The sequence below is a fragment of the Streptomyces sp. SirexAA-E genome (genome assembly GCF_000177195.2).
GTDB classification, from domain to species: Bacteria; Actinomycetota; Actinomycetes; order Streptomycetales; family Streptomycetaceae; genus Streptomyces; species Streptomyces flavovirens.
Genome location: NC_015953.1, coordinates 6,094,830 through 6,116,727, shown reverse-complemented (window position 1 = coordinate 6,116,727; position 21,898 = coordinate 6,094,830). Strand labels below are relative to the sequence as shown.

The window sequence follows — 21,898 nt, the reverse complement described above, 5'->3', positions numbered from 1 at the left end:
TCGACCGCCATATACGGGCGAAGCAGGCATATTTCGATCCGTCGGGGGCGCACGGGAAGAGGTGGTTCCGCATCCCGCGCGGGATGCGGAACCACCTCCGCCGAACCTTCTCAGCAGGTCACTTCAGACCGAAGGCCCTGATGATCTCCTGGTCGACGGCCAGTCCGCCCGGTCCCTCGGCATGCGCCCTGAGCGAGACCGCTGCCGCGCCCTTGGCGGGCGTGCGCAGCTTGACCGACCACGTGCCCGACGACTTCTTGCGCAGCTTCACCTCGGTCCAGGTGGCGCCGTCGTCGTAACTGACCGAGAGCGAGGCCCGGGTGGCCTTCACGGCTCCCTCCAGCCACGCCTGGGTCCCGGCCTCCAGACCGATCTCCACGGACCCGCCCGCCCTGACGTCGCCCGCCAGGTCGGTGTCCACGTCGTAGCGCGGTTGGAGCATCGGGATGTCGGCCTGCACCGTCCCGTCCGGCAGCGCACCCGAGACGAAGTCCCACGCGGTGTGCGTACGCGTCGAGGTCTTCCAGAGGGCGCCGTCCCGCTCCGAGTCCACGACCAGGCGGTACGGGAGCCTCTCGGGCGAGAGGTCCCAGGCGTATCCGGCCCGGCCCGGTCCCTTCTTGATCAGGGTGTCGCCCTGGTAGAAGGCGTAGGAGGTGGTGTCGTACTCGTCCTCGGGCATCGCGCCCGAGTGGCCCTCGCTCCCGTCGGTCCACGGCGTGATGTTGAACTGCACGTCGTTGTACGAGGTACGGAACGGCCCCCAGTAGCCGGTGCCGAGCCGGGGTCCGACCACCGGGGCGAACCACGCGTCGCGGTAGGTCCGGCCCGCCTCGTAGTCCAGCTCGGCGCTGCGCATCTCGTGCCCGGTGGCCTCGGTCTCCGCGTCGAGCACCGAGTGGTTCTCGTACCAGAAGGAGGCGCCCGGCAGCGGGGTGGCCCACTCGGTGCGGGTGCCGGGGTACTTCTCGTACTCCTCGAAGCCGATGCCCGGTCCGTACTCGGGGATGTCGTAGCGGAAGCCGCCGCCGAGCGTGGCCCGGTGGCCGTAGAAGGTGTTCTGCACCTTCGCCAGTTGCCGGGCCTTCGGCGCGTAGGCCAGCGAGCGGTCCGGGATGGTTCCGTCGTGACGGTCCACCAGGTCGTAGACGTAGGAGGCGAACTTCTTCTGGTCGACGGCGAGCTTCCTGCCGCGCTGCGCCGCCCTGATCAGGTCCCGCCCGGCGCCCGCGCGCACGGAGGCGACCGGGATCGCCGTCTCCTCGCCGTAGGGGGCGTAGCTCTCCATCAGGACTCCTCGGGCGTCGTTGACGACGAAGAGCGCCTGTGCGCCGGCCGCGCGGGCGTTGGCGATCCGCTCCGCGGGGGCGACCGCGTCGCTGCGGGTGACCACGACGGCCTTCCCCTTGACGCTGCGGCCCCGGTAGTCGGCGGCGGCGCCGTCACCGACGAAGACACCGGTGAGCTTGCGCTCGCTGTCCTCGGCGACGACCGAACCGCCCTGGACCGTGACCGGGATGTCGTCGCCGTCGGCCGTCAGGCCGATCAGCTCCTCCCCCTGGCGCCAGCGGGTCAGGAAGCTGAAGCCGCCCTGGGTGACCTTCTTGGTGGGGCTCGCCCACAACTGGTCGTAGATCAGCGGGATCTGGTACGCGTCACGCTGGACGGCCCCCTCGGGGGAGGTGCGCGCCATGTCGTACCGCAGCTGCCGGGTCTCGGTCTCCTCGGGCGTACGAACGCTGATCTTCCGGGCCTTGGACGCGTCGAGGGTGACGGTGGTGGCCTTGTCCAGGATCGTCTCGGGAGCGGCGAGGAAGGCGAGGCCCTTCGAGTCGGCGGCGTCGCCGTCGACGTCCACCGCGGTCCAGGCGGTGTAGTTGCCCGGGGGCAGCCGCAGGGTGGTCTCGCCGGAGACCTGGACGACGCCGAGCTGCGGGTCTCCGAGCGCGCCGAGGACGACCTGCCCGTCCGCGGGTCTGCCCGCGCGGTCGCGGATCCGGAGTGTCAGGTCGTAGAGCTCCTGCTCCTTCTGCAGCGCGAAGCCGGTGTGCGCGAGGACCGCGCCCGAGGCGTCGGTGGCCACGACCTGGCCGGAGAACCGGGTGTCGTTCGCGACCTTCGCCGGGTCCAGCGAGAGGACGGCCTCGGCGGTGGAGCCCGCGGGGACGGTCAGCGTCGGCGTCGACAGCGTGTAGGCGTCGGCGTCCGTGTCGGTGGCCAGGTGGAGCGTGACGTCCTCGTCCCCCGTGTTGCGGTAGGTGAGGGTGCGCTCGGCGACCGGGTCGTCCGCGCTGTGCGGCCAGGCGTACGAGGCGACCTCGACCGAACCGGTGGCCTCGATCGTCGTGTCGATCGCCGCCTTCACGTCCAGCCGTCCGGTGCCCTGCTCGTACGGGGTGCGGCCGGGCAGCCGCGCGGAGGTGCTCATCAGCGCGTCCTTGACGCGCTCGCCCGACCAGTCGGGGTGGCGCTGCTTCAGGATCGCGGCGGCGCCGGCCACGTGCGGGGTCGCCATCGACGTACCGGACATCGACTGGTACATGCCCTGGACGCCGGGGACCGACTGCGAGGCGGCGGCGTCGATGTCGACACCGGGCGCGGACAGGTCCGGCTTCAGGCCGTACGTGCCGACGAGGGGACCCATCGACGAGAAGTCCGCGCGGTCGTCGCTCTTGTCGACGGCGGCGACGGTGAGCGCCGCCTCGGCCGATCCGGGCGATCCGATGGTGCCCGCGCCGTACGCGTTGCCCGCGGCGATCACGAACAGCGGGCCGCCGTCCACGGAGAGCGCGTCCACGGCCAGGGACATGGGGTCGGAGCCGTCGTCGGGCACCGGCGAGCCCAGGCTCATGGAGACGACGTCGGCACCCTCGGCCTTCGCCCACTCCATCGCCTCGATGATGCCCGAGTCGGCACCCGAGCCCTCGTCGCCGAGGACCTTGCCCACGAGCAGTCCGGCGCCGGGCGCGACGCCCTTGTTGGCGCCCTGCGAGGCGGCGCCGGAACCCGCGATGGTGGAGGCGACGTGGGTGCCGTGGCCGTTCTTGTCGTCGACCTCCTCGCCGGGCACGAAGCTCCTGGAGGCGAGGACGCGGTCCTTGACGTCCGGGTGGTCGGCGTCGATACCGGTGTCCAGGACGGCGACCTTGACGCCCTTGCCGTCGAACCCGGCGGCCCAGGCCTCCGGGGCACGGACCTGCGGCACGGAGTCCTTGAGCAGGGCCTCGGAGCGGCCGTCGAGCCACAGCCGGGCTATCCCGTTGTCCAGCGAACGGGCCTTCTCCGTACGGGCGATGTCGCTCCAGAAGGTGCGTGCGGTGTCCTTGCCCGCGTGCAGGGCCGCGCCGTTGACGGACTCCAGGGTGCGGACCCTCGTGGCGCCGCGCGGGGCGGCGGGCAGCGTCCTGGCCTTGCTCGCCGGGTAGGTGGCGATCAGCGGGATGCCGTCGGTGGCCGCGTCGTCGTAGCCCATCTTCACCAGGGCGGTGACGTTGAACAGCCGCCGGTCGAGCTTCCCGGCCGCGAGCAGCGTGGTGGCCTCGTCGGGCAGGACGTACAGCTCGTCGCCCGCCTGCCGCACCCGGACACCGCCCGACGCGCCGTCGGGGCGGTCGACGGTGACGGTGTCCTGGGCGCCCGGCCCGTCCACGTAGTGCACGACGTCCCCGGTGACCAGGGTGATGTCGTGGCTCTCGGTCGGCGGCCGGTGGCGGTCGTCCAGGGTGTGCGGCCGGGGGGCGGCGGGTCCGGCGGCGGTGGCGGATCCGGCGGCGGGGAGCATGACACCGCTCACGAGGGCGACCGCGGTCGCCACGAGCAGAGCCCTGCGCCCGGCGCGAGCGGGTCTCGCCCTGCCGGAGACGGAGGAGGGGGAAAATGTCATGGAGCTGATCTACCGGCAATTGCGGCGCGGCGAACGGTCCATGTCTGGCGTGAAGCCGCCGTGGCGGTAACCCGCCCTGGAATCGGCGCCGTTGCTCAGGCCACCGAGGCGAGCGGTGCCGTGTCCCCGTGATGGATCGGGGTGTGCGCGCCCCGCAACGGCACCCCGCTCCCCCCGCGCCGGCCGGCGACGATCTCGGCCACGATCGACAGGGCGGTCTCCTCGGGGGTACGGGCGCCGAGGTCCAGTCCGATCGGCGAGTGGAGCGCGGCCAGCCGGTGTTCGGCGACCCCCGCCTCGCGCAGCCTCTCGTTGCGTTCCAGATGGGTGCGGCGCGAGCCCATCGCGCCGACGTAGCCGACCGGCAGCCGCAGGGCCAGTTCCAGCAGCGGGATGTCGAACTTGGCGTCGTGGGTGAGGACGCAGAGCGCCGTGCGGGCGTCCACATCGGTGGACGCGAGGTAGCGGTGCGGCCAGTCGACGACGACCTCGTGGGCGTCCGGGAAGCGGGCGGCCGTGGCGAAGACGGGACGGGCGTCGCAGACCGTGACGTGGTAGCCGAGGAACCGGCCGGCCCGGACCAGGGCGGCGGCGAAGTCGATGGCGCCGAAGACGATCATGCGGGGCGGCGGAACGCTCGACTCGACGAGCAGGGTGACCGGGCTGCCGCAGCGCGAGCCCTCGGCACCGATGACGACCGTCGCGGTGCGGCCCGCGTCCAGCAGGGCGCGGGCCTCGGCCGCGGCGGTGCGGTCCAGGTCGGGATGTCCGCCGAGCCCGCCCTCGTGACCGCCGTCGGGGCGGACCAGCAGCGGGCGGCCGAGCAGGGCCTCGGGGCCCTCGGTGACGCGGGCGACCGCCGCCGCCCTGCCGCCGGTCGCGGCGGCGAACGCGGCGGCGTACACCGGGCGCGCGGGGTCGTCCGCGCGCACCGGTGTGACCAGGATGTCGATGACGCCTCCGCAGGTCAGCCCGACCGCGAACGCGTCGTCGTCGCTGTAGCCGAAGCGCTCCCGCACGGGGCTGCCGTCGAGGAGCGCCTGGCGGCACAGCTCGTACACCGCGCCCTCCACACACCCGCCGGAGACCGAGCCGATCGCCGTGCCGTCGCTGTCGACGGCGAGCGCGGCGCCCGGCTGCCGGGGCGCGCTGCCTCCGACCGCCACGACGGTGGCCACGGCGAACGCGCGGCCCTGCCCGACCCACCGGTGGAGCTCTTCGGCGATGTCCAGCATGGCGTGTCTCCTTCTGACGGGGTGCGGAGGGCGGCGGGAGCTCAGCTGACGCCGAGCCAGCTCTCGATCGGGTGCAGGGCGAAGTAGACGAGGAAGACGAACGTCAGGACCCACATGAAGGCGCCGACGTCGCGGGCCCGGCCCTGGGCGGTCTTGATCGCGGTGTACGAGACGACGCCCGCGGCCACCCCGGTGGTGATGGTGTACGTGAACGGCATCAGGACCACGGTGAGGAAGACCGGGACGGCGACGGAGCGGTCGCCCCAGTCCACGTGCCGGGCGTTCTGCATCATCATGGCGCCGATGACGACCAGGGCGGCGGAGGCCACCTCGGCCGGCACGATCGCGGTGAGCGGGGTGAAGAAGAGGCAGGCGGCGAAGAAGAGCCCGGTGACGACGGAGGCGAGTCCGGTGCGGGCGCCCTCGCCGACCCCGGTGGCCGACTCCACGAAGACGGTCTGCCCGGAGCCTCCGGCGACACCGCCGATCGCGCCGCCGGCGCCGTCGATGAACAGCGCCTTCGACAGACCCGGCATCCGGCCCTTGTCGTCGGCGAGGTTCGCCTCCGTGCCCACCCCGATGATGGTGGCCATCGCGTCGAAGAAGCCGGCCAGCACCAGGGTGAAGACGATCAGGCCGACCGTCATCACGCCGACGTCGCCCCAGCCGCCGAACTCGACGTCCCCGAAGAGCGAGAAGTCCGGTGCGGAGACCGCCCCGCCGCTGAGCTCGGGCGGCCCGCTGCTCCAGGACTTCGGGTCGATGTCGACGACGGCGTTGACGACGACGGCCGCGAGGGTCCCGGCGACGATGCCGATCAGGATCGCGCCGGGGACGTTCCGCGCCTGGAGCATGAAGATCAGCAGCAGGGTCACGCCGAAGATCAGGACGGGCCAGCCGGCCAGTTCGCCGGTGGGTCCGAGGGAGAGCGGGGTCGCCGTGCCCTGGTGGACGAAGCCGGCCTTGTAGAGGCCGATGAGCGCGATGAACAGGCCGATGCCGATGGTGATGCCGTGCTTGAGCGCGAGCGGGATCGCGTTCATGATCAGCTCACGCAGCCCGGTGACGACCAGCAGGCAGATCACCACGCCGTAGACCACGCACATGCCCATGGCCTGCGGCCAGCTCATGGCCGGGGCGACCTGCGAGGCGAGCACCCCGGAGACGCTCAGCCCGGCGGCGAGCGCCAGGGGCACCTTGCCGACGAAGCCCATGAGCAGGGTGGTGGCCGCCGCGGCCAGCGCGGTGGCGGTGATCAGCCCGGACCGGCCGAGCAGATGGCCGTCCACGTCCTGGCCGCCCAGGATGAGCGGGTTGAGCAGGAGGATGTACGCCATGGCCATGAAGGTCGTGACGCCGCCGCGCACCTCGCGCGCGACGGTCGATCCTCTGTCGGATATGTGGAAGTACCGGTCGAGCCAGGACCGTCCCGCGGGGACGCGCGAGCCGGGGCCCGCGTCCTCCGCACTCGTCCTGGGTTCCACTGACTGCTGGGTCATGTTGCCTGACTCCCAAGGTTCACAGGGGCACCCGCGTGGAGCTGTCGTGATTGCGGGATTTGGGATGACTGCGAGGCGCACGACCCGGGGGACGGCCCGAGGCGAACTGTTCTTGCAGGTGGAGGCGGGGCGTGTGGACACGCCCCGCCCAGGGCCCTTCTCAGGTACCGGTGATGTGCTCGGGGCGCACCGGTGTCTTGTTCAGCTCCAGCCCGGTCGCGTTCCGGATCGCCGCGAGGACGGCCGGGGTGGACGACAGGGTCGGGGCCTCGCCGATGCCGCGCAGCCCGTACGGGGCGTGGTCGTCGGCGAGTTCGAGCACGTCGACCGGGATGGTCGGCGTGTCGAGGATCGTGGGGATCAGATAGTCCGTGAAGGAGGGGTTGCGCACCTTCGCGGTCTTCGGGTCGACGAGGATCTCCTCCATGACGGCGACGCCCAGCCCCTGGGTGGTGCCGCCCTGGATCTGGCCCTGGACCGAGAGCGGGTTGAGGGCCTTGCCGACGTCCTGGGCGCACGCCAGCTCGATGACCTTGACCAGGCCGAGCTCGGTGTCGACCTCCACCACCGCGCGGTGGGCGGCGAAGGAGTACTGGACGTGGCCGTTGCCCTGTCCGGTGCGCAGGTCGAAGGCTTCGGTGGGCCGGTGGCGCCACTCCTGCTCGATGTCGACCGCCTCGTCCTGGAGGACGTCGGCGATGGAGGCGAGCACCTCGCCGCCGTCGGTGACGACCTTGCCGCCCTCCAGGAGGAGTTCGGCGGTCGCCCAGGCCGGGTGGTAGGTGCCGAGCCTGCGGCGGCCGATCTCCAGGACCCGTTCGCGGACGGCCTCGCAGGAGTTCTTCACGGCGCCGCCGGTGACGTAGGTCTGCCGGGAGGCGGAGGTGGAGCCGGCCGAGCCGACCTGGGTGTCGGCCGGGTGGATGGTGACCTGGCTGACCCCCAGCTCGGTACGCGCGATCTGGGCGTGGACCGTGACGCCGCCCTGTCCGACCTCGGCCATCGCGGTGTGCACGGTGGCGACGGGTTCACCGTTGATGACCTCCATGCGCACCCGGGCCGTGGAGTAGTCGTCGAACCCCTCCGAGAAGCCGACGTTCTTCAGTCCGACGGCGTACCCGACGCCGCGCACGACCCCCTCGCCGTGCGTGGTGTTGGAGAGCCCGCCGGGCAGTGCGCGTACGTCGACGGAGCTGCCCTCCGCGTCCGCCGAGAGCCACTGCTGCTCGGGCGGCAGCGGCCTGGCCTTGACGCGGCGCAGGAGTTCGGCGACCGGGGCCGGCGAGTCGACACGCTGGCCGGTGGGGAGCAGGGTGCCCTGCTCCATGGCGTTGAGCTGACGCAGTTCGACGGGGTCCATGTCCAGCGCGGCGGCGAGCTTGTCCATCTGGGCCTCGTAGGCGAAGCACGCCTGGACCGCGCCGAAGCCGCGCATGGCGCCGCAGGGAGGGTTGTTGGAGTAGAGGGCGATCGCCTCGATGTCGACGTCCTCGACGGCGTACGGTCCCACGGCGAGCGAGGAGGCGTTGCCGACGACGGCCGGGGAGGCGGAGGCGTAGGCGCCGCCGTCCAGGACGATCCGGCACTTCATGTGGGTGAGCTTGCCGTCCTTGGTGGCGCCGTGCTCGTAGTGCAGCTTCGCCGGGTGCCGGTGGACGTGGCCGAAGAAGGACTCGAAGCGGTTGTAGACCATCTTGACCGGCTTGCCGGTGCGCAGCGCCAGCAGACAGGCGTGGATCTGCATCGACAGGTCCTCGCGGCCGCCGAAGGCGCCGCCGACACCGGAGAGCGTCATGCGGACCTTGTCCTCGGGCAGTCCGAGGACGGGCGCGATCTGCCGGAGGTCGGAGTGCAGCCACTGGGTGGCGACGTACAGCTCGACCCCGCCGTCCTCGGACGGCACGGCGAGACCGGACTCGGGGCCGAGGAAGGCCTGGTCCTGCATCCCGAAGACGTAGTCGCCGGTGACGATCACGTCGGCGCGTGCGGCGGCCGCGTCGGCGTCACCCCGGACGACGGGCTGGCGGTGGACGATGTTGGGGTGCGGGACGTGCCCGATGTGGTGGTCGGTGCGGCCCTCGTGGACCAGGACCGCGTCGGGCGCGGTGGCGGACGCCTCGTCCGTGATCACCGGCAGGTCCGTGTAGGCGATACGGATCTTCGCGGCGGCGCGCCGGGCCGTCTCGGGGTGGTCGGCGGCGACGAGGGCCACCGGTTCGCCGTGGTGGCGCACCTTGCCGTGGGCGAGGACGGGGGTGTCCTGGATCTCCAGCCCGTAGTTCTTCGTCTCGGCGGGCAGGTCGTCGTAGGTCAGGACGGCGTAGACGCCCGGGGTGGCCAGTGCCTCGCCGATGTCGATCGAGGTGATCTCGGCGTGCGCGACGGTGGAGCGGAGCGTGTGGCCCCACAGCATGTCCTCGTGCCACATGTCCGAGGAGTACGCGAACTCCCCGGTGACCTTGAGGGTGCCGTCGGGGCGCAGGGTGGACTCGCCGATGCCGCCCGGGCTCTTCGAGCCCTGGGTGATCTTGGTCGGGGTGCCGGCCGGTACGGACGCGGCCCGTGGGTGCTGCGCCATGGTCATCGCACCGTCTCTTCCTGACGGGCGGCCGCGAGGCGGACCGCGTCGAGGATCTTCTCGTAGCCGGTGCAGCGGCAGAGGTTGCCGGAGAGCGCCTCGCGGATGTCCTGGTCGGACGGGGAGGGCCGCGTCTCCAGCAGCTCGTCGGCGGCGACCAGCAGCCCGGGGGTGCAGAAACCGCACTGCACGGCGCCGGCGTCGATGAACGCCTGCTGGATGGGGGAGAGTTCGGCCGCGTCGGCGCTCCGCGCGTCGGTGGGCCCGGCCTGCCACCGCTGGGCGGCGTCGAGGGAGGTGCCGCAGCTCCCGGCGGCGCAGCCGGTGCCGGGGTGGGCGCCGGCCCGGTGCCGGGCGTAGTCGGCGAGGCCCTCGACGGTGACGACCTCGCGGCCCTCGGCCTGGCCGGCGGCGACCAGGCAGGAACAGACCGGCACGCCGTCCAGACGGACCGTACAGGAACCGCATTCGCCCTGCTCACAGGCGTTCTTGGAGCCCGGCAGGCCCATCCGCTCGCGCAGGACGTAGAGGAGGGACTCACCCTCCCAGACGTCGTCGGCCTCCTGCGGGCGGCCGTTGACCGTGAAGTTGACGCGCATGATCAGGCAGCTCCTTCGAGGGGGCGGCGCGTGCCGCGGTACTGCTCCCAGGTCCAGCCCAGCGTGCGGCGGGCCATGATGCCGACGGCGTGCCGGCGGTAGGCGGCGGTCCCCCGTACGTCGTCGATGGGATTGCACGCCCCGGAGGCCAGCTGGGCGAACTGCTTGGCCACGGACGGGGTGATGATCTTGCCGTTCTCCCAGAACCCGCCCTCGTCCAGCGCGGCGTTCAGGAACTCCTCGGCCTCCTTGGCCCGGACCGGGGTCGGGGCGGCGGAGCCGATGCCGGTGCGTACGGTGCGGGTCTCCGGGTGCAGGGCGAGCCCGAAGGCGCAGACGGCGATGACCATGGCGTTGCGGGTGCCGACCTTGGAGAACTGCTGCGGCCCGTCGGCCTTCTTGACGTGGACCGCCCGGATCAGCTCGTCCTCGGCGAGGGCGTTGCGCTTGACCCCGGTGTAGAAGGCGTCGACGGGGATCATCCGGGTGCCGCGCACGGAGACGGCCTCGACCTCGGCACCGGCCGCGAGCAGCGCCGGATGGGCGTCCCCGGCGGGTGAGGCGGTGCCCAGGTTGCCGCCGACGCCGCCGCGGTTGCGGATCTGCGGCGAGGCGACGGTGTGCGAGGCGAGCGCCAGCCCGGGCAGCTCGGCCCGCAGGTGCTCCATGATCGCGCTGTACGGTACGGAGGCGCCGAGGCGTACGGTGTCCTGGCCCACCTCCCACGCGGACAGCTCGCCGACGCGGTTCAGGTCCAGCAGGTACTCGGGCCGTCGGTGGTCGAAGTTGATCTCGACCATCACATCGGTGCCACCCGCGATGGGCACAGCCGTCGGATGCGCGGCCTTGGCGGCGAGCGCCTCCTCCCAGCTGGCGGGGCGAAGGAAGTCCATGGGCTCTCTTCTTCTCGATCGGGTCGTTCGGCTGGGGCGGGGACGGCCGGCCCTGCGGTTCGTTCCTGTGTTGTTGACGCGGTGTGTGGCCCAGTACACAAGCCTTGCTCCACTCGGTGCAGTCACCGAAACCATGAAGGAATTGGCTGGTCCCCGTCCGTGTCTTGTAGATTCGAACGAATGGCGGGTATCGGTAACCTCACCGCAATTCACAGGTATCGGCCGATGCCCCCGCACCCCCTTGCCCCTCCCTTTTCCCTCACCTGCTCCCCCACCTGCCAACCACTCACCGACGAAGAAGAACGGCGGCTTTCGACGATGCGGCTGCGCGCACTGCTGGACAACGAGGCGCTGGGCCTGCGGCTGCTCGGCGGCGAGGACGAGCTGGACCGCACGGTCCGGGGCGTCATGACGACCGACCTGCGCGACCCCAGCCGGTATCTGTCCGGGGGTGAGCTGGTGCTCACGGGACTGGCGTGGCGCCGGGACGCCTCGGACTCCGAGCCGTTCGTGCGGATCATGGCGGGCGCCGGGGTCGCGGGTCTGGCGGCGGGCGAGGCGGAGCTCGGCGCGGTACCCGACGACCTCGTCGAGGCCTGTCTGCGGCACCGGCTGCCGCTCTTCGCCGTGCACGAGACGGTGGCGTTCGCCACGATCACCGAGTACGTCGTCCGCCAGGTCTCCGGCGAGCGGGCCGGCGACCTCGCCGCGGTCGTGGACCGGCACCGCCGGCTGATGACCTCGGGCCCGGCGGGTGGCGGCCCCGAGGTGGTCCTGGACCTGCTCACCTCCGACCTGGACCTGCGGGCGTGGGTGCTGTCCCCGACCGGCCGTCAGATCGCCGGAGCGGGCGAACCGCTGTCCGCCCCCGTCGGCGCGGCCCTGGCCGGGCAGCACCTCGCGGCGACCCGCACCGGCCGCCGGGGCCCCCACCGGGCGCAGGCGGACGGTACGACGTACTCGCTGTTCCCGATCCACAGCGGCCGGGGCCCGGTGCCGGGGGCGTTCCGGGACGTACGCGAGTCGGTGCTCTGCGACTGGCTGCTGGCCGTGGAGGCCGACGCGGGCGACTGGCCGCCGGCCCGCCTCGACCTGCTCCAGGGGGTCACCCAGCTCATCGCGGTGGAGCGCGACCGCCGCGACGCCGCCCGCACGGTACGCCGCAGGCTCGCCCAGGAGATCCTGGAGCTGGTCCAGGCGGGTGCCGCCCCGGCGGAGATCTCGGCACGGCTCCGGGTGGCCGCGCCGGTCCTGCTTCCCGGGCTCGACACGGCTCCGCACTGGCAGGTGGTCGTGGCCCGGGTCGAATGGGACCCGCAGGGCGCGGACGCCGCAGCGGAGGCGGAGGCCGGCCGGGCCGCACAGGCGCTGTTGGAGGAGATCCTGGTCGACCCGGCGGTCACGGGGCCCGACTCCGCCGACCGGATCGCCGTCGCGCACTCGGGCGGGGAGGCCGTCGCCCTCGTCCCGCTGCCAGGCGTCGGCCCGGCCCCGGCGGGCGCCGCGTCCGGCGTACCGGACGGGCCCGGGGAGGGCACGGCGTCCGCGAGATCGAAGGGGCCCGGATCGCGGCAGGACGCGGTCGGCACGTCCGTGGCCTCCGGGTCGGCCGGGCAGGACACGGACGCCTCCCGAGGGCCCGAAGGCGCCGCGGCCACGGCCGCCGGGGCGCGGGACACCGCGCTGCACGCCGACGTCCTCGTCGCGGCCGTCCGCGCCCCGCTCTCCGCCGGACTCGCGGACGACGGCCGCCTGACACTGGGTGTCAGCGCCGCCGTGCACTCGGCGGAGGGGCTGCGCGGCGCCCTGGAGGAGGCCAGGCACGCACGCCGGGTCGCCGCCGCCCGGCCGGGCCGGGTCTGCGCCGCCGGGCACCACGAGCTCGCCTCGCACGTCCTGCTGCTGCCCTTCGTCCCGGACGACGTGCGGCGGGCGTTCACCGCGCGACTCCTGGACCCCTTGCGCGAGTACGACCGGCGCCACCGGGCGGAACTCATCGAGACCCTGGAGGCCTTCCTCGACTGCGACGGCTCCTGGACCCGCTGCGCGGCCCGGCTGCACCTGCACGTCAACACGCTGCGCTATCGCGTCGGACGTATCGAGCAGTTGACGGGACGCGATCTTTCGCGCCTCGAGGACAAGCTCGACTTCTTCCTCGCCCTGCGTATGAGCTGATCCCGGGGGCGCCAGCACCCAGGTCGATTGTGAAATCTTTCACCTGACATGGTCCCCACCCCTTGGCCCGGCGTGCCATTCCGTGCTGAGATGCGCGCAGACTCAGGCCGACCGGCGGGACGAGCCGGCCGACCTCCACAGCTCGATGGCGCGCTCGGGGAGGGCAATGTGGCGCATACCGCCATGTCTGGTTCCGGAACGACAGCCGATGACGATCCGCCGCTCCAGACGGCGGTGTGGCGGCTCCGCTCACGAGCCTGCTGGACCGACGCGGCCGCGCTGCTCGAACCCCAGGCGTCCGCCGATCCCGCCGCCGCCCTCCAGCGGACGTCGCTGCTGACCGAGCGGTGTCTGTACACGGGGGCCGGCTGGACGGACGCCGAGGACGCGCTGCGCACCGCCGAGGCGCTCGCCCACGACGACATCGAGCGCGGCGCGGCAGCCTGTGAGCGCGGCTACCTCGCGTACGCCTCGACCCTGCTGGGCGCCCGGGACAGGGCCGACGAGGCGAGTGTGGCGCTGAGCCGCGCGGCGGCCCTGCTCCCCCCGGCGGCGCCCGGCCGTCCGCTGCTGGACTTCCGGCGGGGGCTGATCGCGCAGAACATCGCCGACGCGCCCCAGTCGGCCCGCGCCGCCTATCGCAGGGCGCACGCCGGGGCCACCGCCCAGGGGGACGAGCTCCTGCTCTCGTTCACCTGGCGGCACCTGGCCTCGCTCGCCCTGCGCGAGGGCGAACTCGCCGAGGCGCGGCACGGCTTCACGGAGTCGCTGCGGATAAGGGAGGAGCTGGGCTACCTGGTGGGCACCGCGCCGGCCCTCATCTCGCTCGCCGACACGGAGACCGGTCCCGAGGCGGCCCGGCTGCGCGCCGAGGCGGGGCGGCTGTTCCGGCTGCTGGGCGGCGTCCCGACCTGGCTGGCCCCCCGTCTGGAACCGCCGGCCCCGGAGACCGTGGAGGCGAACTGAGCCCGACGGGCCCTCAGGTCCGGCCTTCCGCCCGCTCCCAGGCTTCCACTTCGCGTCGGTCCGCTCGGGCACCGGAGAGGGACAGGGCGGGCGGCCGGGGCCGCGGACGGCCGAGGGCACACCCTGCCCCGCGCGGATCACGGCCGTGGGACCGGACCGGTCCCGGCGCCGCTCAGTCCTCCGTCGCGGCGAAGTGCGCACGCACCAGGGACTGCGCGGCGGTCAGGTCGCGGGCGACGAGGGCGTCCAGGAGCGCGATGTGCTCGGCGGCGTCGGCCGACAGGTCCGCCGGGCGGCCGACGGGGCCACCGGCCAGGGGCCACTGGGACCGGCGGTGGAGGTCGTCGGCGACCGCCACCAGTTGCTCGTTGCCGGAGAGCGCGAGGACCGCCCGGTGGAAGGCCCGGTCGCACTCCGCGTAGTTCGCCGGATCGCCGGTCCGGGCCGCCGCGGCCGTGGCCTGGGCCAGTGGGCGCAGCAGGACCCAGCGGCCGGCCGGGACGGCGCGGGCCAGCCGCAGCCACACCGGTACCTCGACGAGCGCGCGGACCTCGGCCAGCTCGGCGAGCTCGCGCGGGCCGCGTTCGCTGACCCGGAAGCCCCGGTTCGGCACGACCTCCACCGCGCCTTCCCGCGCCAGCTGCTGCATCGCCTCACGCACCGGTGTGGCGGAGACACCGAAGCGGGCCCCGAGGGCGGGGGCGGAGTAGACCTGACCGGGGACCAGCTCGCCGCCCACCAGGGCGGCCCGCAGCGCCTCCAGGATCTGGCCGCGCACCGAGTGCCGCTGCACCGCCCGGGGCGCGGAGGGCTCGCCGTGGGTGTGCTCGCCGCGCGCCTGTTCCGGCACCCGGGCGGCTGCCGCCAGGGTCCGGGCCCGGCCTCCGGGAGACCGGCCGGCCACGGACGCGCACGGCACCGGTGGCCGTTCGCCCTCACGCCTGCTGCCCTGCTCCACCGGTCCTCCTCGCGCTGGCGGGCCCGGCTCGCGTGGGCCCGGCCCCTTGTGCACGATAGGCGGAGCAGGCCGCAGTTCAAACACCGATCGCTTCGGGTAAGGTAAGGCTTACCTGTAGACGATCCTGATTCGGTGGTCCTTGCATGGCCGTCTCCACGCTTCTCGCCGCCCCCGCCCCCTCACCCGTGGCGGCGTCCTACGCACGCCTGACCGAGGTCTTCGCCGGACTGCGCGCCGAGGTGCTGGCTGACGACGCGGCGGCACCCTCCGGCGACGGATGGGTGGGCGCGGCCGAGCTCGCGGAGGGCGGCGCGGCCCTGGACACGTTCCTGGCCTTCGACGACGAGCAGGTGCTCCGCGACTACGGCACGCGGGCCCGCCCCGACGTGGTCGCCAGCTTCGGTCTCCACCGCTACGCGTGGCCGGCCTGCCTGCTGGTGACGCTTCCGTGGTTCACGGACCGCCGGGTGCCGCGGATCCCGGCGGAGGGTGTCTCGTTCCACCGGGCGATGGGCCACATGACCGTACGGATCCCGGAGTTCTCCTGCCTGCCGGACGACCCTGCCGCCGGACTGCCCGGCGCCCGGGTGGTGGCCGACGAGGCGGCGCTGCGCGCGGAGGTCCTGGCCGCCGTCGCGGAGCACATCGAGCCGGTGCTCGACGGCTTCCGGCCGCGCATGCGGCGCGGCAAGCGGGCCCTGTGGGGCATGGCGACGGACGAGGTCGTCGAGGGCCTCTGGTACATCGCCCACCTGCTCGGCGAGGAGAGCCGCGCGATGTCGGAGCTGGAGCTGCTGCTGCCCGGCACCACCAAGCCGTACGTGGGCACCGCGGGCTTCCGTGAGCTGACCGGGCCGAACGGCGAGTCGTTGCCGACCCGGGACCGGGCGAGCTGCTGCCTCTTCTACACGCTGCGGCCCGAGGACACCTGTGTGACCTGCCCGCGCACCTGCGACGCCGAGCGCGTCCGGAAGCTGACGCCCGCGCCCTGACCGGCGCGGACCGCGGGGCGGAAGGACTCCGAAGCCCCCGCCGGAAGTGGTGGAACGCTCCAAGATCGTCCCGCGATCCTTGTCCCCGGCAGGGCAGCGGGCCGCGTCCTCGCTGTCGCAGACTTGCGGACGCGGCGACCGTCGGGCCGCCGTGGCTTCGGCCCGGTCGACCCCAAGGACGGCAATCGTGAGCGAGCGCGTTCTCGCCCCCCGCAACAGAGGCTTCCTCTTCCTCGACTCCCACCCGACGGGCTGCGAGCGACAGGTGGCCGACATGTGGCGGGCGTGCCCCGACCCCGCCTCGGTGCCGGAAGGGGCCGGGCCGGTGGCCCTGATCATCGGCTCCTCGTCCGGATACGGCCTGGCGGCCGCTCTCGCCGGACTCAGGCGCGCCGGAATCCGCGGCATCATGGTCTCCTTCGAGAAGGCCCCCACCGGGCGGCGTACCGCCACGGCCGGCTGGTACCGCACCGCCGCCACCGCCCGTATCGCCCGTGACGCCGGGCGGGATCTGGTCTTCCTCAACGGCGACGCGTTCTCCGACGCCATGAAGGACCAGGTGGCCGACCTCGTCGAGCGGCGTTTCGGAGGCAGACTGGACCACCTGATCTACTCGGTGGCCGCGCCCCGGCGCACCGATCCCGACACCGGCACCACGTACGCCTCCGTCCTCAAGCCGGTCGGCCGGGCGAACCGCACCAAGACGCTCCTCTTCGACGACCAGGGCGTCGCCGAGGTACGTGAGGTCGAGACCGGGCCGGCCGAGGGCGACGACGTCGAGCAGACCGTGGCCGTGATGGGCGGTGCGGACTGGGAACGCTGGATCGGCCGTCTGGCCGGCCGGAATCTGCTCGGCGAGGGGTTCACCACGGCCGCGCTGTCGTACATCGGTTCGCCGCTGACGGCGGCGATCTACCGGCAGGGCACCATCGGTGCGGCCAAGGCCCACCTGGAGGCCACCGCCCGCACCCTGGACGAGCGGCTCGGCAGGACGGTGGGCGGGCGGGCCGTGACCTCCGTCAACGGCGCCGCCGTCACCCAGTCCTCCACCGCCATCCCGGGCATCGCCCTGTACACCGGCCTGCTGCGCGGCGTCCTCGCGGAGGGCATGGTCCCGCCGGTGCGCCAACTCGCCGCCCTGTGGGACCAGCTCACCGGGACCGCCCCGCTCTCCCTGGACGAGGAGGGCAGGATCCGCCTGGACACCTGGGAGCTCACCGACGAGGTCCAGGCGGCCGTCGCCGAACGCTGGGACGCCGCCACGACCGACACCATCGACCGTCTCGCCGACCTCGACTGGTTCCGCTCCGAAGTCCGGCGCCTGTACGGATTCTCCGTCCCGGGCGTCGACTACACCGCCCCGGTGGCCACCGACGTCCCCTGGCCCGCCCCCTGACCTCGCGCGGTGACGGCCGTCCTCCCACGATCCCGGAATCATGCCGCCCGTCCGGGCGACTCCGCATCGAACACAACACGGCTGCTTCGCGCGGTCGTTCGAGAAGATTCCGCCCATCGGTGACGCCCCTCTCCCCGATGGCGTTCACTTGCCCCGAAAGCCCCTGAACGGGGTGGCCTTTCCGTCACGATGGCGCCCGAAACGCCCTACGTGACGCAAGGGACCGCGCATGAGACTGACCGATATATCGCTTGACTGGCTGCTTCCGGGCGCCGTGCTGCTCGTGGGGGTCATGGCGGCGGTGACGGTGGTCGCGCGCGGCAAGCGCGCCGCCGGCAAGGCCGCTGCCGACGACAGCTGGGAACGCGGCGAGGAGCGCCGCAGGCGCAAGGAGGCGTTGTACGCCACCGCCTCCTACGTCCTGCTGTTCTGCTGCGCCGCGGTCGCCGCCGCCCTCTCCTTCCACGGGCTCGTCGGCTTCGGCCGGCAGAATCTCAACCTCTCCGGGGGGTGGGAGTACCTCGTCCCGTTCGGGCTCGACGGTGCCGCCATGTTCTGCTCGGTGCTCGCGGTACGCGAGGCCAGCCACGGGGACGCGGCGCTGGGATCCCGGCTGCTGGTGTGGACGTTCGCCGGCGCGGCCGCCTGGTTCAACTGGGTGCACGCGCCGCGCGGGATGGACCACGCGGGTGCCCCGCACTTCTTCGCGGGGATGTCGCTCTCGGCGGCGGTGCTCTTCGACCGCGCGCTGAAGCAGACCCGCCGGGCCGCCCTGCGCGAACAGGGCCTGGTGCCCCGCCCGCTGCCCCAGATCCGGATCGTACGGTGGCTGCGGGCGCCCCGGGAGACCTTCGGCGCCTGGTCGCTGATGCTCCTGGAGGGCGTACGCACCCTGGACGAGGCGGTCGACGAGGTACGCGAGGACCGCCGGACGAGGGAGCAGGACCGGCACCGGCGGAAGGACCAGGTGAAGCTGGACCGCGCCCGGATCAAGGCGCTCAACCGGCAGAACCGGGCCTGGGGGCGCGGCATGCGCGGCGGCCACCAGGTCGACGTGCAGGCCATCGCACCCGCGAGCGGCGGCACACCGGCCGTCTCGGAGCCTGCCATAACAGAGCCGGGACAGCTGCCTCTGCGCCCCCGGCCATCCCTCCAAGCCGTGAACGGCTCGAACTCCAGGAGTACTTCGGCCAAGAACGCCAACGGTGACCCCGTGACCGTCGACCTCACCGCGGAGGACGACACCCAGACGCTGCCCCGGCTCGACTCGCTCGAGCAGAAACTCAAGGATCTGGAGGAGCAGTTCGGCTGAGCCCCCCGTGCCTCACGCGGGCTTCCCGGCCGTCAGCTCGAACCACACCACCTTGCCCAGCGCCTGCGTCATGACTCCCCAGGAGTCCGCCAGGCTCTGCACGAGGAGCAGCCCCCGTCCGTGCGTACCGTCGTCGGCGTTCGGTACGTACGGTGCGGGCTCCTGCCCCGCCACGAAGTCGCGCACTTCCACGCGCAACCGCCCGGGTGCCGATGTCACCGTGATCGCGGCGCCGTTCCGGGTGTGTATCAGCGCGTTCGTCACCAGTTCGCTCAGCAGCAGCTCGGCGGTGTCCGTCTCCTCGGGGTCCGAGCGGTGACGCAGGAACTCCCGCAGCGCACAGCGCGCTTCCCCCACGGCCGGCAGATCGGTGTGCCCCAGTCTTCGGTGCAGTTGCACCGACGGGCCCTTCTGTCGCTTCGTCATGTCCCCCGCCCGCACGTCGATGCACCCTCCTCGATCCCTCGGTGATGCCGTCAGTTCTCGAACGCCTTCACGGGATGCATGCCCCACTCGTGGACGGTCACGCTTTCCACTCCGCCAACAGGTGAACACGCTCCGGCGCAACACCCGGCGCTCGAACGGGAGATGGCGTATGTGTGCACGGATGACTCCCAGAAAATTCACATGAGGCGCCGTTGACGGAGGGGTGTCTACGCGCGTCATCATGGTGGGTATGCGCATCCCCCCACGGATCACCACGCTCGGCGGCGCAGCCGCCCTCCTGTCCGCCCTCTTCGTCGGCGGCCCCGTCACCGCGACGGCCTCGGCCGCTTCGCCCCTCGCCGCGACGGCGGCCGCCGCCCCGTCCGTCGCCTCGGTCGGCAGCGTCTGCTACTCCGCCCTGCCGTCCCAGGCGCACGACACGCTCGACCTCATCGAGGCGGGCGGCCCGTTCCCGTTCGACCAGGACGGCACCGTCTTCCAGAACCGGGAGGGTGTCCTGCCGAGCCAGTCGTCGGGCTACTACCACGAGTACACCGTCATCACCCCGGGCTCCGACACCCGCGGTGCCCGCCGGATCGTGACCGGTGACAAGGCCCAGGAGGACTACTACACCGCCGACCACTACGAGTCCTTCGACCTCGTCGACCACGGCTGCTGAACCCGCCCCTGTCCGGCCCGCGCCGTCGTCCCCCACCTGCGGCGCGGGCCCCTCGTCCGTCCTGCGCCCTCTTGTAGGCTCGCCGTATGACTGTGACCTATGTGATCGAAGGTTCGGAGGTCACCGGCCTGGAGCGCTTCTGGGAGCTGATCGGTGAGGCGGTGAACGGCCCCGGCGGCTATTTCGGCCGCGGTCTCGACTCCTTCGCGGACTGTCTGAGCGGCGGCTTCGGCACCCCGGACGACGGCGCCTTCGTCATCGAGTGGCGCGACCACACCGCGTCGGCCCGGGCGCTGGGCCACGAGGAGACCGCCCGCCGGCTGGAGGCCCTGCTCGGCCGGGCGCACCACACGAACCGCGCCCGCATCGAACGGGAGCTGGCCGAGGCCCGGGCCGGCCGAGGCCCGACGCTCTTCGACCAGCTGGTCGGGATCATCGAGGAGGAGACCGGGCCCGGGACACTGCGTCTGCGCTGAGGCCCCGTCAGGGCCTGGGCACGTTACGGATGTTGGAGCGGGCCATCTGGAGCATCCGTCCCACTCCCCCGTCCAGCACGATCTTGCTGGCGGACAGCGCGAAACCGGTCACCATGTCGGAGCTGATCTTCGGCGGGATGGACAGCGCGTTCGGGTCGGTGACCACGTCCACCAGCGCGGGCCCCTTGTGCTTGAAGGCGTCCCTGAGCGCGCTCTCCAGCTGCTTGGGCTTCTCGACCCGCACGCCGTACGCCCCGGCGGCCCGGGCGACCGCCGCGAAGTCGGGGTTCTTGTTGGTCGTGCCGGAGGACGGGAGGCCGGCGACCAGCATCTCCAGCTCGACCATGCCGAGCGAGGAGTTGTTGAAGAGGACGACCTTCACGGGCAGGTCGTACTGGACCAGGGTGAGGAAGTCGCCCATCAGCATGCTGAACCCGCCGTCACCGGACATCGACACGACCTGCCGGTCCGGGTCGGTGAACTGCGCGCCGATCGCCTGCGGGAGCGCGTTGGCCATCGAGCCGTGACTGAACGATCCGATCACCCGGCGCTTGCCGTTGGGGGTGAGATAGCGGGCCGCCCACACATTGCACATGCCGGTGTCGACCGTGAACACGGCGTCCTCGTCGGCCAGTTCGTCGAGGACCGAGGCCACGTACTCCGGGTGGATCGGAATGTGCTTGTCGACCTTGCGGGTGTAGGCCTTGACCACGCCCTCCAGCGCGTCCGCGTGCTTCTTCAGCATCCGGTCGAGGAACTTGCGGTTCTTCTTGGCCTTCACCCGGGGCGTCAGGCACCGCAGTGTCTCGCGCACGTCCCCCCAGACCGCCAGGTCGAGCTTCGACCTGCGGCCCAGGTGCTCGGGCCGCACGTCGACCTGCACGATCTTCACGTCGTCGGGGAGGAAGGCGTTGTACGGGAAGTCGGTGCCCAGCAGGATGAGCAGGTCGCACTCGTGCGTCGCCTCGTAGGCGGCGCCGTAGCCGAGCAGTCCGCTCATCCCGACGTCGTACGGGTTGTCGTACTGGATCCACTCCTTGCCGCGCAGCGCGTGCCCGACCGGGGCCTTCACACGTTCGGCGAACTCCATCACCTCGGCGTGCGCTCCGGCCGTACCGCTGCCGCAGAACAGCGTCACCCGTTCGGCCTCGTCGACCATCCGGCAGAGCTTGTCGATCTCCTCGTCACCGGGCCGTACGGAGGGCCGCGAGGTCACCAGGGCGTGCTCGACGGACTTCTCCGGCGCCGGCTGCGAGGCGATGTCGCCGGGCATGGTGACGACGCTGACACCGCCCTGGCCGATGGCGTGCTGGATGGCCGTCTGGAGCAGCCTCGGCATCTGCTGCGGGTTGGAGATCATCTCGTTGTAGTGGCTGCACTCCTGGAAGAGCAGCTCGGGGTGGGTCGCCTGGAAGTAGCCGAGCCCGATCTCGCTCGACGGGATGTGCGCGGCGAGGGCGAGGACCGGGGCCATCGAGCGGTGCGCGTCGTAGAGCCCGTTGATGAGGTGCAGGCTGCCCGGGCCGCAGGAGCCGGCGCAGACGGCCAGGTTCCCGGTGATCTGGGCTTCGGCTCCGGCGGCGAAAGCGGCGGTCTCCTCGTGCCGTACCTGGATCCAGTCGATCGCGGCGTTACGCCGAACGGCGTCGACCACCGGGTTGAGACTGTCGCCGACGACGCCGTACATCCGCTTGACGCCCGCCCGCACGAGAATGTCGACGAACTGTTCCGACACGTTCTGCTTGGCCATGGGTGCGCACCCTCTCTGCCTGTGCTCCGTGCACATGCGGCTGTCCCGGCTCCGGAGCCCGAAACGTCGGCCCGAGGGGCC

The 21,898-nt window shown here is 72.5% G+C and carries 16 protein-coding genes; 7 read left to right on the top strand and 9 right to left on the bottom strand.

Annotation, left to right across the window (positions count from 1 at the left end; genetic code table 11):
• Nucleotides 1-118: 118 nt before the first annotated feature.
• The 6 genes from SACTE_RS26885 to SACTE_RS26855 form a co-directional block, all read right to left on the bottom strand.
• Entirely contained in the window at nt 119-3,883 is a 3,765-nt protein-coding gene (locus SACTE_RS26885) for a S8 family serine peptidase (protein ID WP_078492663.1), read from the bottom strand.
• A gap of 95 nt (nt 3,884-3,978) precedes the next feature.
• Nucleotides 3,979-5,118 carry an XdhC/CoxI family protein gene (locus SACTE_RS26875; protein WP_014049167.1) on the bottom strand — a complete coding sequence of 380 codons (1,140 nt, stop codon included), beginning with the start codon at nt 5,116-5,118 and terminating at the stop codon, nt 3,979-3,981.
• 41 nt (nt 5,119-5,159) lie between these two features.
• Nucleotides 5,160-6,617 (bottom strand): NCS2 family permease, encoded by a 1,458-nt coding sequence (locus SACTE_RS26870; protein WP_014049166.1) that lies wholly within the window; start codon nt 6,615-6,617, stop codon nt 5,160-5,162.
• 160 nt (nt 6,618-6,777) lie between these two features.
• Nucleotides 6,778-9,195, bottom strand: coding sequence for a molybdopterin cofactor-binding domain-containing protein (locus SACTE_RS26865; protein ID WP_026359091.1), 2,418 nt, complete (start codon nt 9,193-9,195; stop codon nt 6,778-6,780).
• Nucleotides 9,196-9,197: 2 nt separating this feature from the next.
• Nucleotides 9,198-9,794 (bottom strand): (2Fe-2S)-binding protein, encoded by a 597-nt coding sequence (locus SACTE_RS26860; RefSeq protein WP_014049164.1) that lies wholly within the window; start codon nt 9,792-9,794, stop codon nt 9,198-9,200.
• 2 nt (nt 9,795-9,796) lie between these two features.
• Nucleotides 9,797-10,687: an FAD binding domain-containing protein gene (locus SACTE_RS26855; protein ID WP_014049163.1), complete on the bottom strand. Its 891-nt coding sequence runs from the start codon at nt 10,685-10,687 to the stop codon at nt 9,797-9,799.
• A 318-nt stretch (nt 10,688-11,005) separates the two neighbouring features.
• Here SACTE_RS26855 and SACTE_RS26850 point away from each other — a divergent pair, with 318 nt between their 5' ends.
• Both SACTE_RS26850 and SACTE_RS26845 read left to right on the top strand, forming a co-directional pair.
• The gene (locus SACTE_RS26850; RefSeq protein ID WP_014049162.1) at nt 11,006-12,862 is read left to right on the top strand and encodes a PucR family transcriptional regulator ligand-binding domain-containing protein; all 1,857 of its coding nucleotides are present in this window, start codon (nt 11,006-11,008) and stop codon (nt 12,860-12,862) included.
• 183 nt (nt 12,863-13,045) lie between these two features.
• Nucleotides 13,046-13,828 carry a hypothetical protein gene (locus SACTE_RS26845; RefSeq protein WP_026359092.1) on the top strand — a complete coding sequence of 261 codons (783 nt, stop codon included), beginning with the start codon at nt 13,046-13,048 and terminating at the stop codon, nt 13,826-13,828.
• A 172-nt stretch (nt 13,829-14,000) separates the two neighbouring features.
• Here the strand turns inward: SACTE_RS26845 and SACTE_RS26840 are convergent, their stop codons facing one another.
• Entirely contained in the window at nt 14,001-14,786 is a 786-nt protein-coding gene (locus tag SACTE_RS26840; RefSeq protein ID WP_014049160.1) for a GntR family transcriptional regulator, read from the bottom strand.
• A 143-nt stretch (nt 14,787-14,929) separates the two neighbouring features.
• Here SACTE_RS26840 and SACTE_RS26835 point away from each other — a divergent pair, with 143 nt between their 5' ends.
• From SACTE_RS26835 to SACTE_RS26825, 3 genes are all read left to right on the top strand, one after another.
• On the top strand, nt 14,930-15,778 hold the full coding sequence (locus SACTE_RS26835; protein WP_014049159.1) for a (2Fe-2S)-binding protein: 849 nt from the start codon (nt 14,930-14,932) through the stop codon (nt 15,776-15,778).
• Between the two features lie 187 nt (nt 15,779-15,965).
• A complete protein-coding gene (gene fabV, locus SACTE_RS26830) occupies nt 15,966-17,174 on the top strand; it encodes an enoyl-[acyl-carrier-protein] reductase FabV (RefSeq protein WP_014049158.1) in 1,209 nt (402 codons plus the stop codon).
• A 229-nt stretch (nt 17,175-17,403) separates the two neighbouring features.
• Nucleotides 17,404-18,486, top strand: coding sequence for a DUF2637 domain-containing protein (locus SACTE_RS26825; RefSeq protein WP_014049157.1), 1,083 nt, complete (start codon nt 17,404-17,406; stop codon nt 18,484-18,486).
• A 12-nt stretch (nt 18,487-18,498) separates the two neighbouring features.
• Here the strand turns inward: SACTE_RS26825 and SACTE_RS26820 are convergent, their stop codons facing one another.
• On the bottom strand, nt 18,499-18,912 hold the full coding sequence (locus SACTE_RS26820) for an ATP-binding protein (RefSeq protein WP_019993109.1): 414 nt from the start codon (nt 18,910-18,912) through the stop codon (nt 18,499-18,501).
• A 250-nt stretch (nt 18,913-19,162) separates the two neighbouring features.
• Here SACTE_RS26820 and SACTE_RS26815 point away from each other — a divergent pair, with 250 nt between their 5' ends.
• Complete coding sequence (locus tag SACTE_RS26815; protein WP_019993110.1) at nt 19,163-19,591, top strand: ribonuclease; 429 nt, start codon at nt 19,163-19,165, stop codon at nt 19,589-19,591.
• Between the two features lie 86 nt (nt 19,592-19,677).
• A complete protein-coding gene (locus SACTE_RS26810) occupies nt 19,678-20,067 on the top strand; it encodes a barstar family protein (protein ID WP_014049154.1) in 390 nt (129 codons plus the stop codon).
• Between the two features lie 7 nt (nt 20,068-20,074).
• Here the strand turns inward: SACTE_RS26810 and SACTE_RS26805 are convergent, their stop codons facing one another.
• Nucleotides 20,075-21,817, bottom strand: a complete 1,743-nt coding sequence (locus SACTE_RS26805) for a pyruvate dehydrogenase (RefSeq protein WP_014049153.1) — start codon at nt 21,815-21,817, stop codon at nt 20,075-20,077.
• Between the last annotated feature and the right edge of the window lie 81 nt (nt 21,818-21,898).

Excerpts from the sequence above, each read along its gene's own strand:
- SACTE_RS26885 (WP_078492663.1), bottom strand. The coding sequence starts at position 3,883 with ATGACATTTTCCCCCTCCTCCGTCTCCGGCAGGGCGAGACCCGCTCGC.
- SACTE_RS26875 (WP_014049167.1), bottom strand. The coding sequence starts at position 5,118 with ATGCTGGACATCGCCGAAGAGCTCCACCGGTGGGTCGGGCAGGGCCGC.
- SACTE_RS26870 (WP_014049166.1), bottom strand. The coding sequence starts at position 6,617 with ATGACCCAGCAGTCAGTGGAACCCAGGACGAGTGCGGAGGACGCGGGC.
- SACTE_RS26865 (WP_026359091.1), bottom strand. The coding sequence starts at position 9,195 with ATGGCGCAGCACCCACGGGCCGCGTCCGTACCGGCCGGCACCCCGACC.
- SACTE_RS26860 (WP_014049164.1), bottom strand. The coding sequence starts at position 9,794 with ATGCGCGTCAACTTCACGGTCAACGGCCGCCCGCAGGAGGCCGACGAC.
- SACTE_RS26855 (WP_014049163.1), bottom strand. The coding sequence starts at position 10,687 with ATGGACTTCCTTCGCCCCGCCAGCTGGGAGGAGGCGCTCGCCGCCAAG.
- SACTE_RS26850 (WP_014049162.1), top strand. The coding sequence starts at position 11,006 with ATGCGGCTGCGCGCACTGCTGGACAACGAGGCGCTGGGCCTGCGGCTG.
- SACTE_RS26845 (WP_026359092.1), top strand. The coding sequence starts at position 13,046 with ATGTCTGGTTCCGGAACGACAGCCGATGACGATCCGCCGCTCCAGACG.
- SACTE_RS26835 (WP_014049159.1), top strand. The coding sequence starts at position 14,930 with ATGGCCGTCTCCACGCTTCTCGCCGCCCCCGCCCCCTCACCCGTGGCG.
- SACTE_RS26825 (WP_014049157.1), top strand. The coding sequence starts at position 17,404 with ATGAGACTGACCGATATATCGCTTGACTGGCTGCTTCCGGGCGCCGTG.
- SACTE_RS26820 (WP_019993109.1), bottom strand. The coding sequence starts at position 18,912 with ATGACGAAGCGACAGAAGGGCCCGTCGGTGCAACTGCACCGAAGACTG.
- SACTE_RS26815 (WP_019993110.1), top strand. The coding sequence starts at position 19,163 with ATGCGCATCCCCCCACGGATCACCACGCTCGGCGGCGCAGCCGCCCTC.
- SACTE_RS26810 (WP_014049154.1), top strand. The coding sequence starts at position 19,678 with ATGACTGTGACCTATGTGATCGAAGGTTCGGAGGTCACCGGCCTGGAG.
- SACTE_RS26805 (WP_014049153.1), bottom strand. The coding sequence starts at position 21,817 with ATGGCCAAGCAGAACGTGTCGGAACAGTTCGTCGACATTCTCGTGCGG.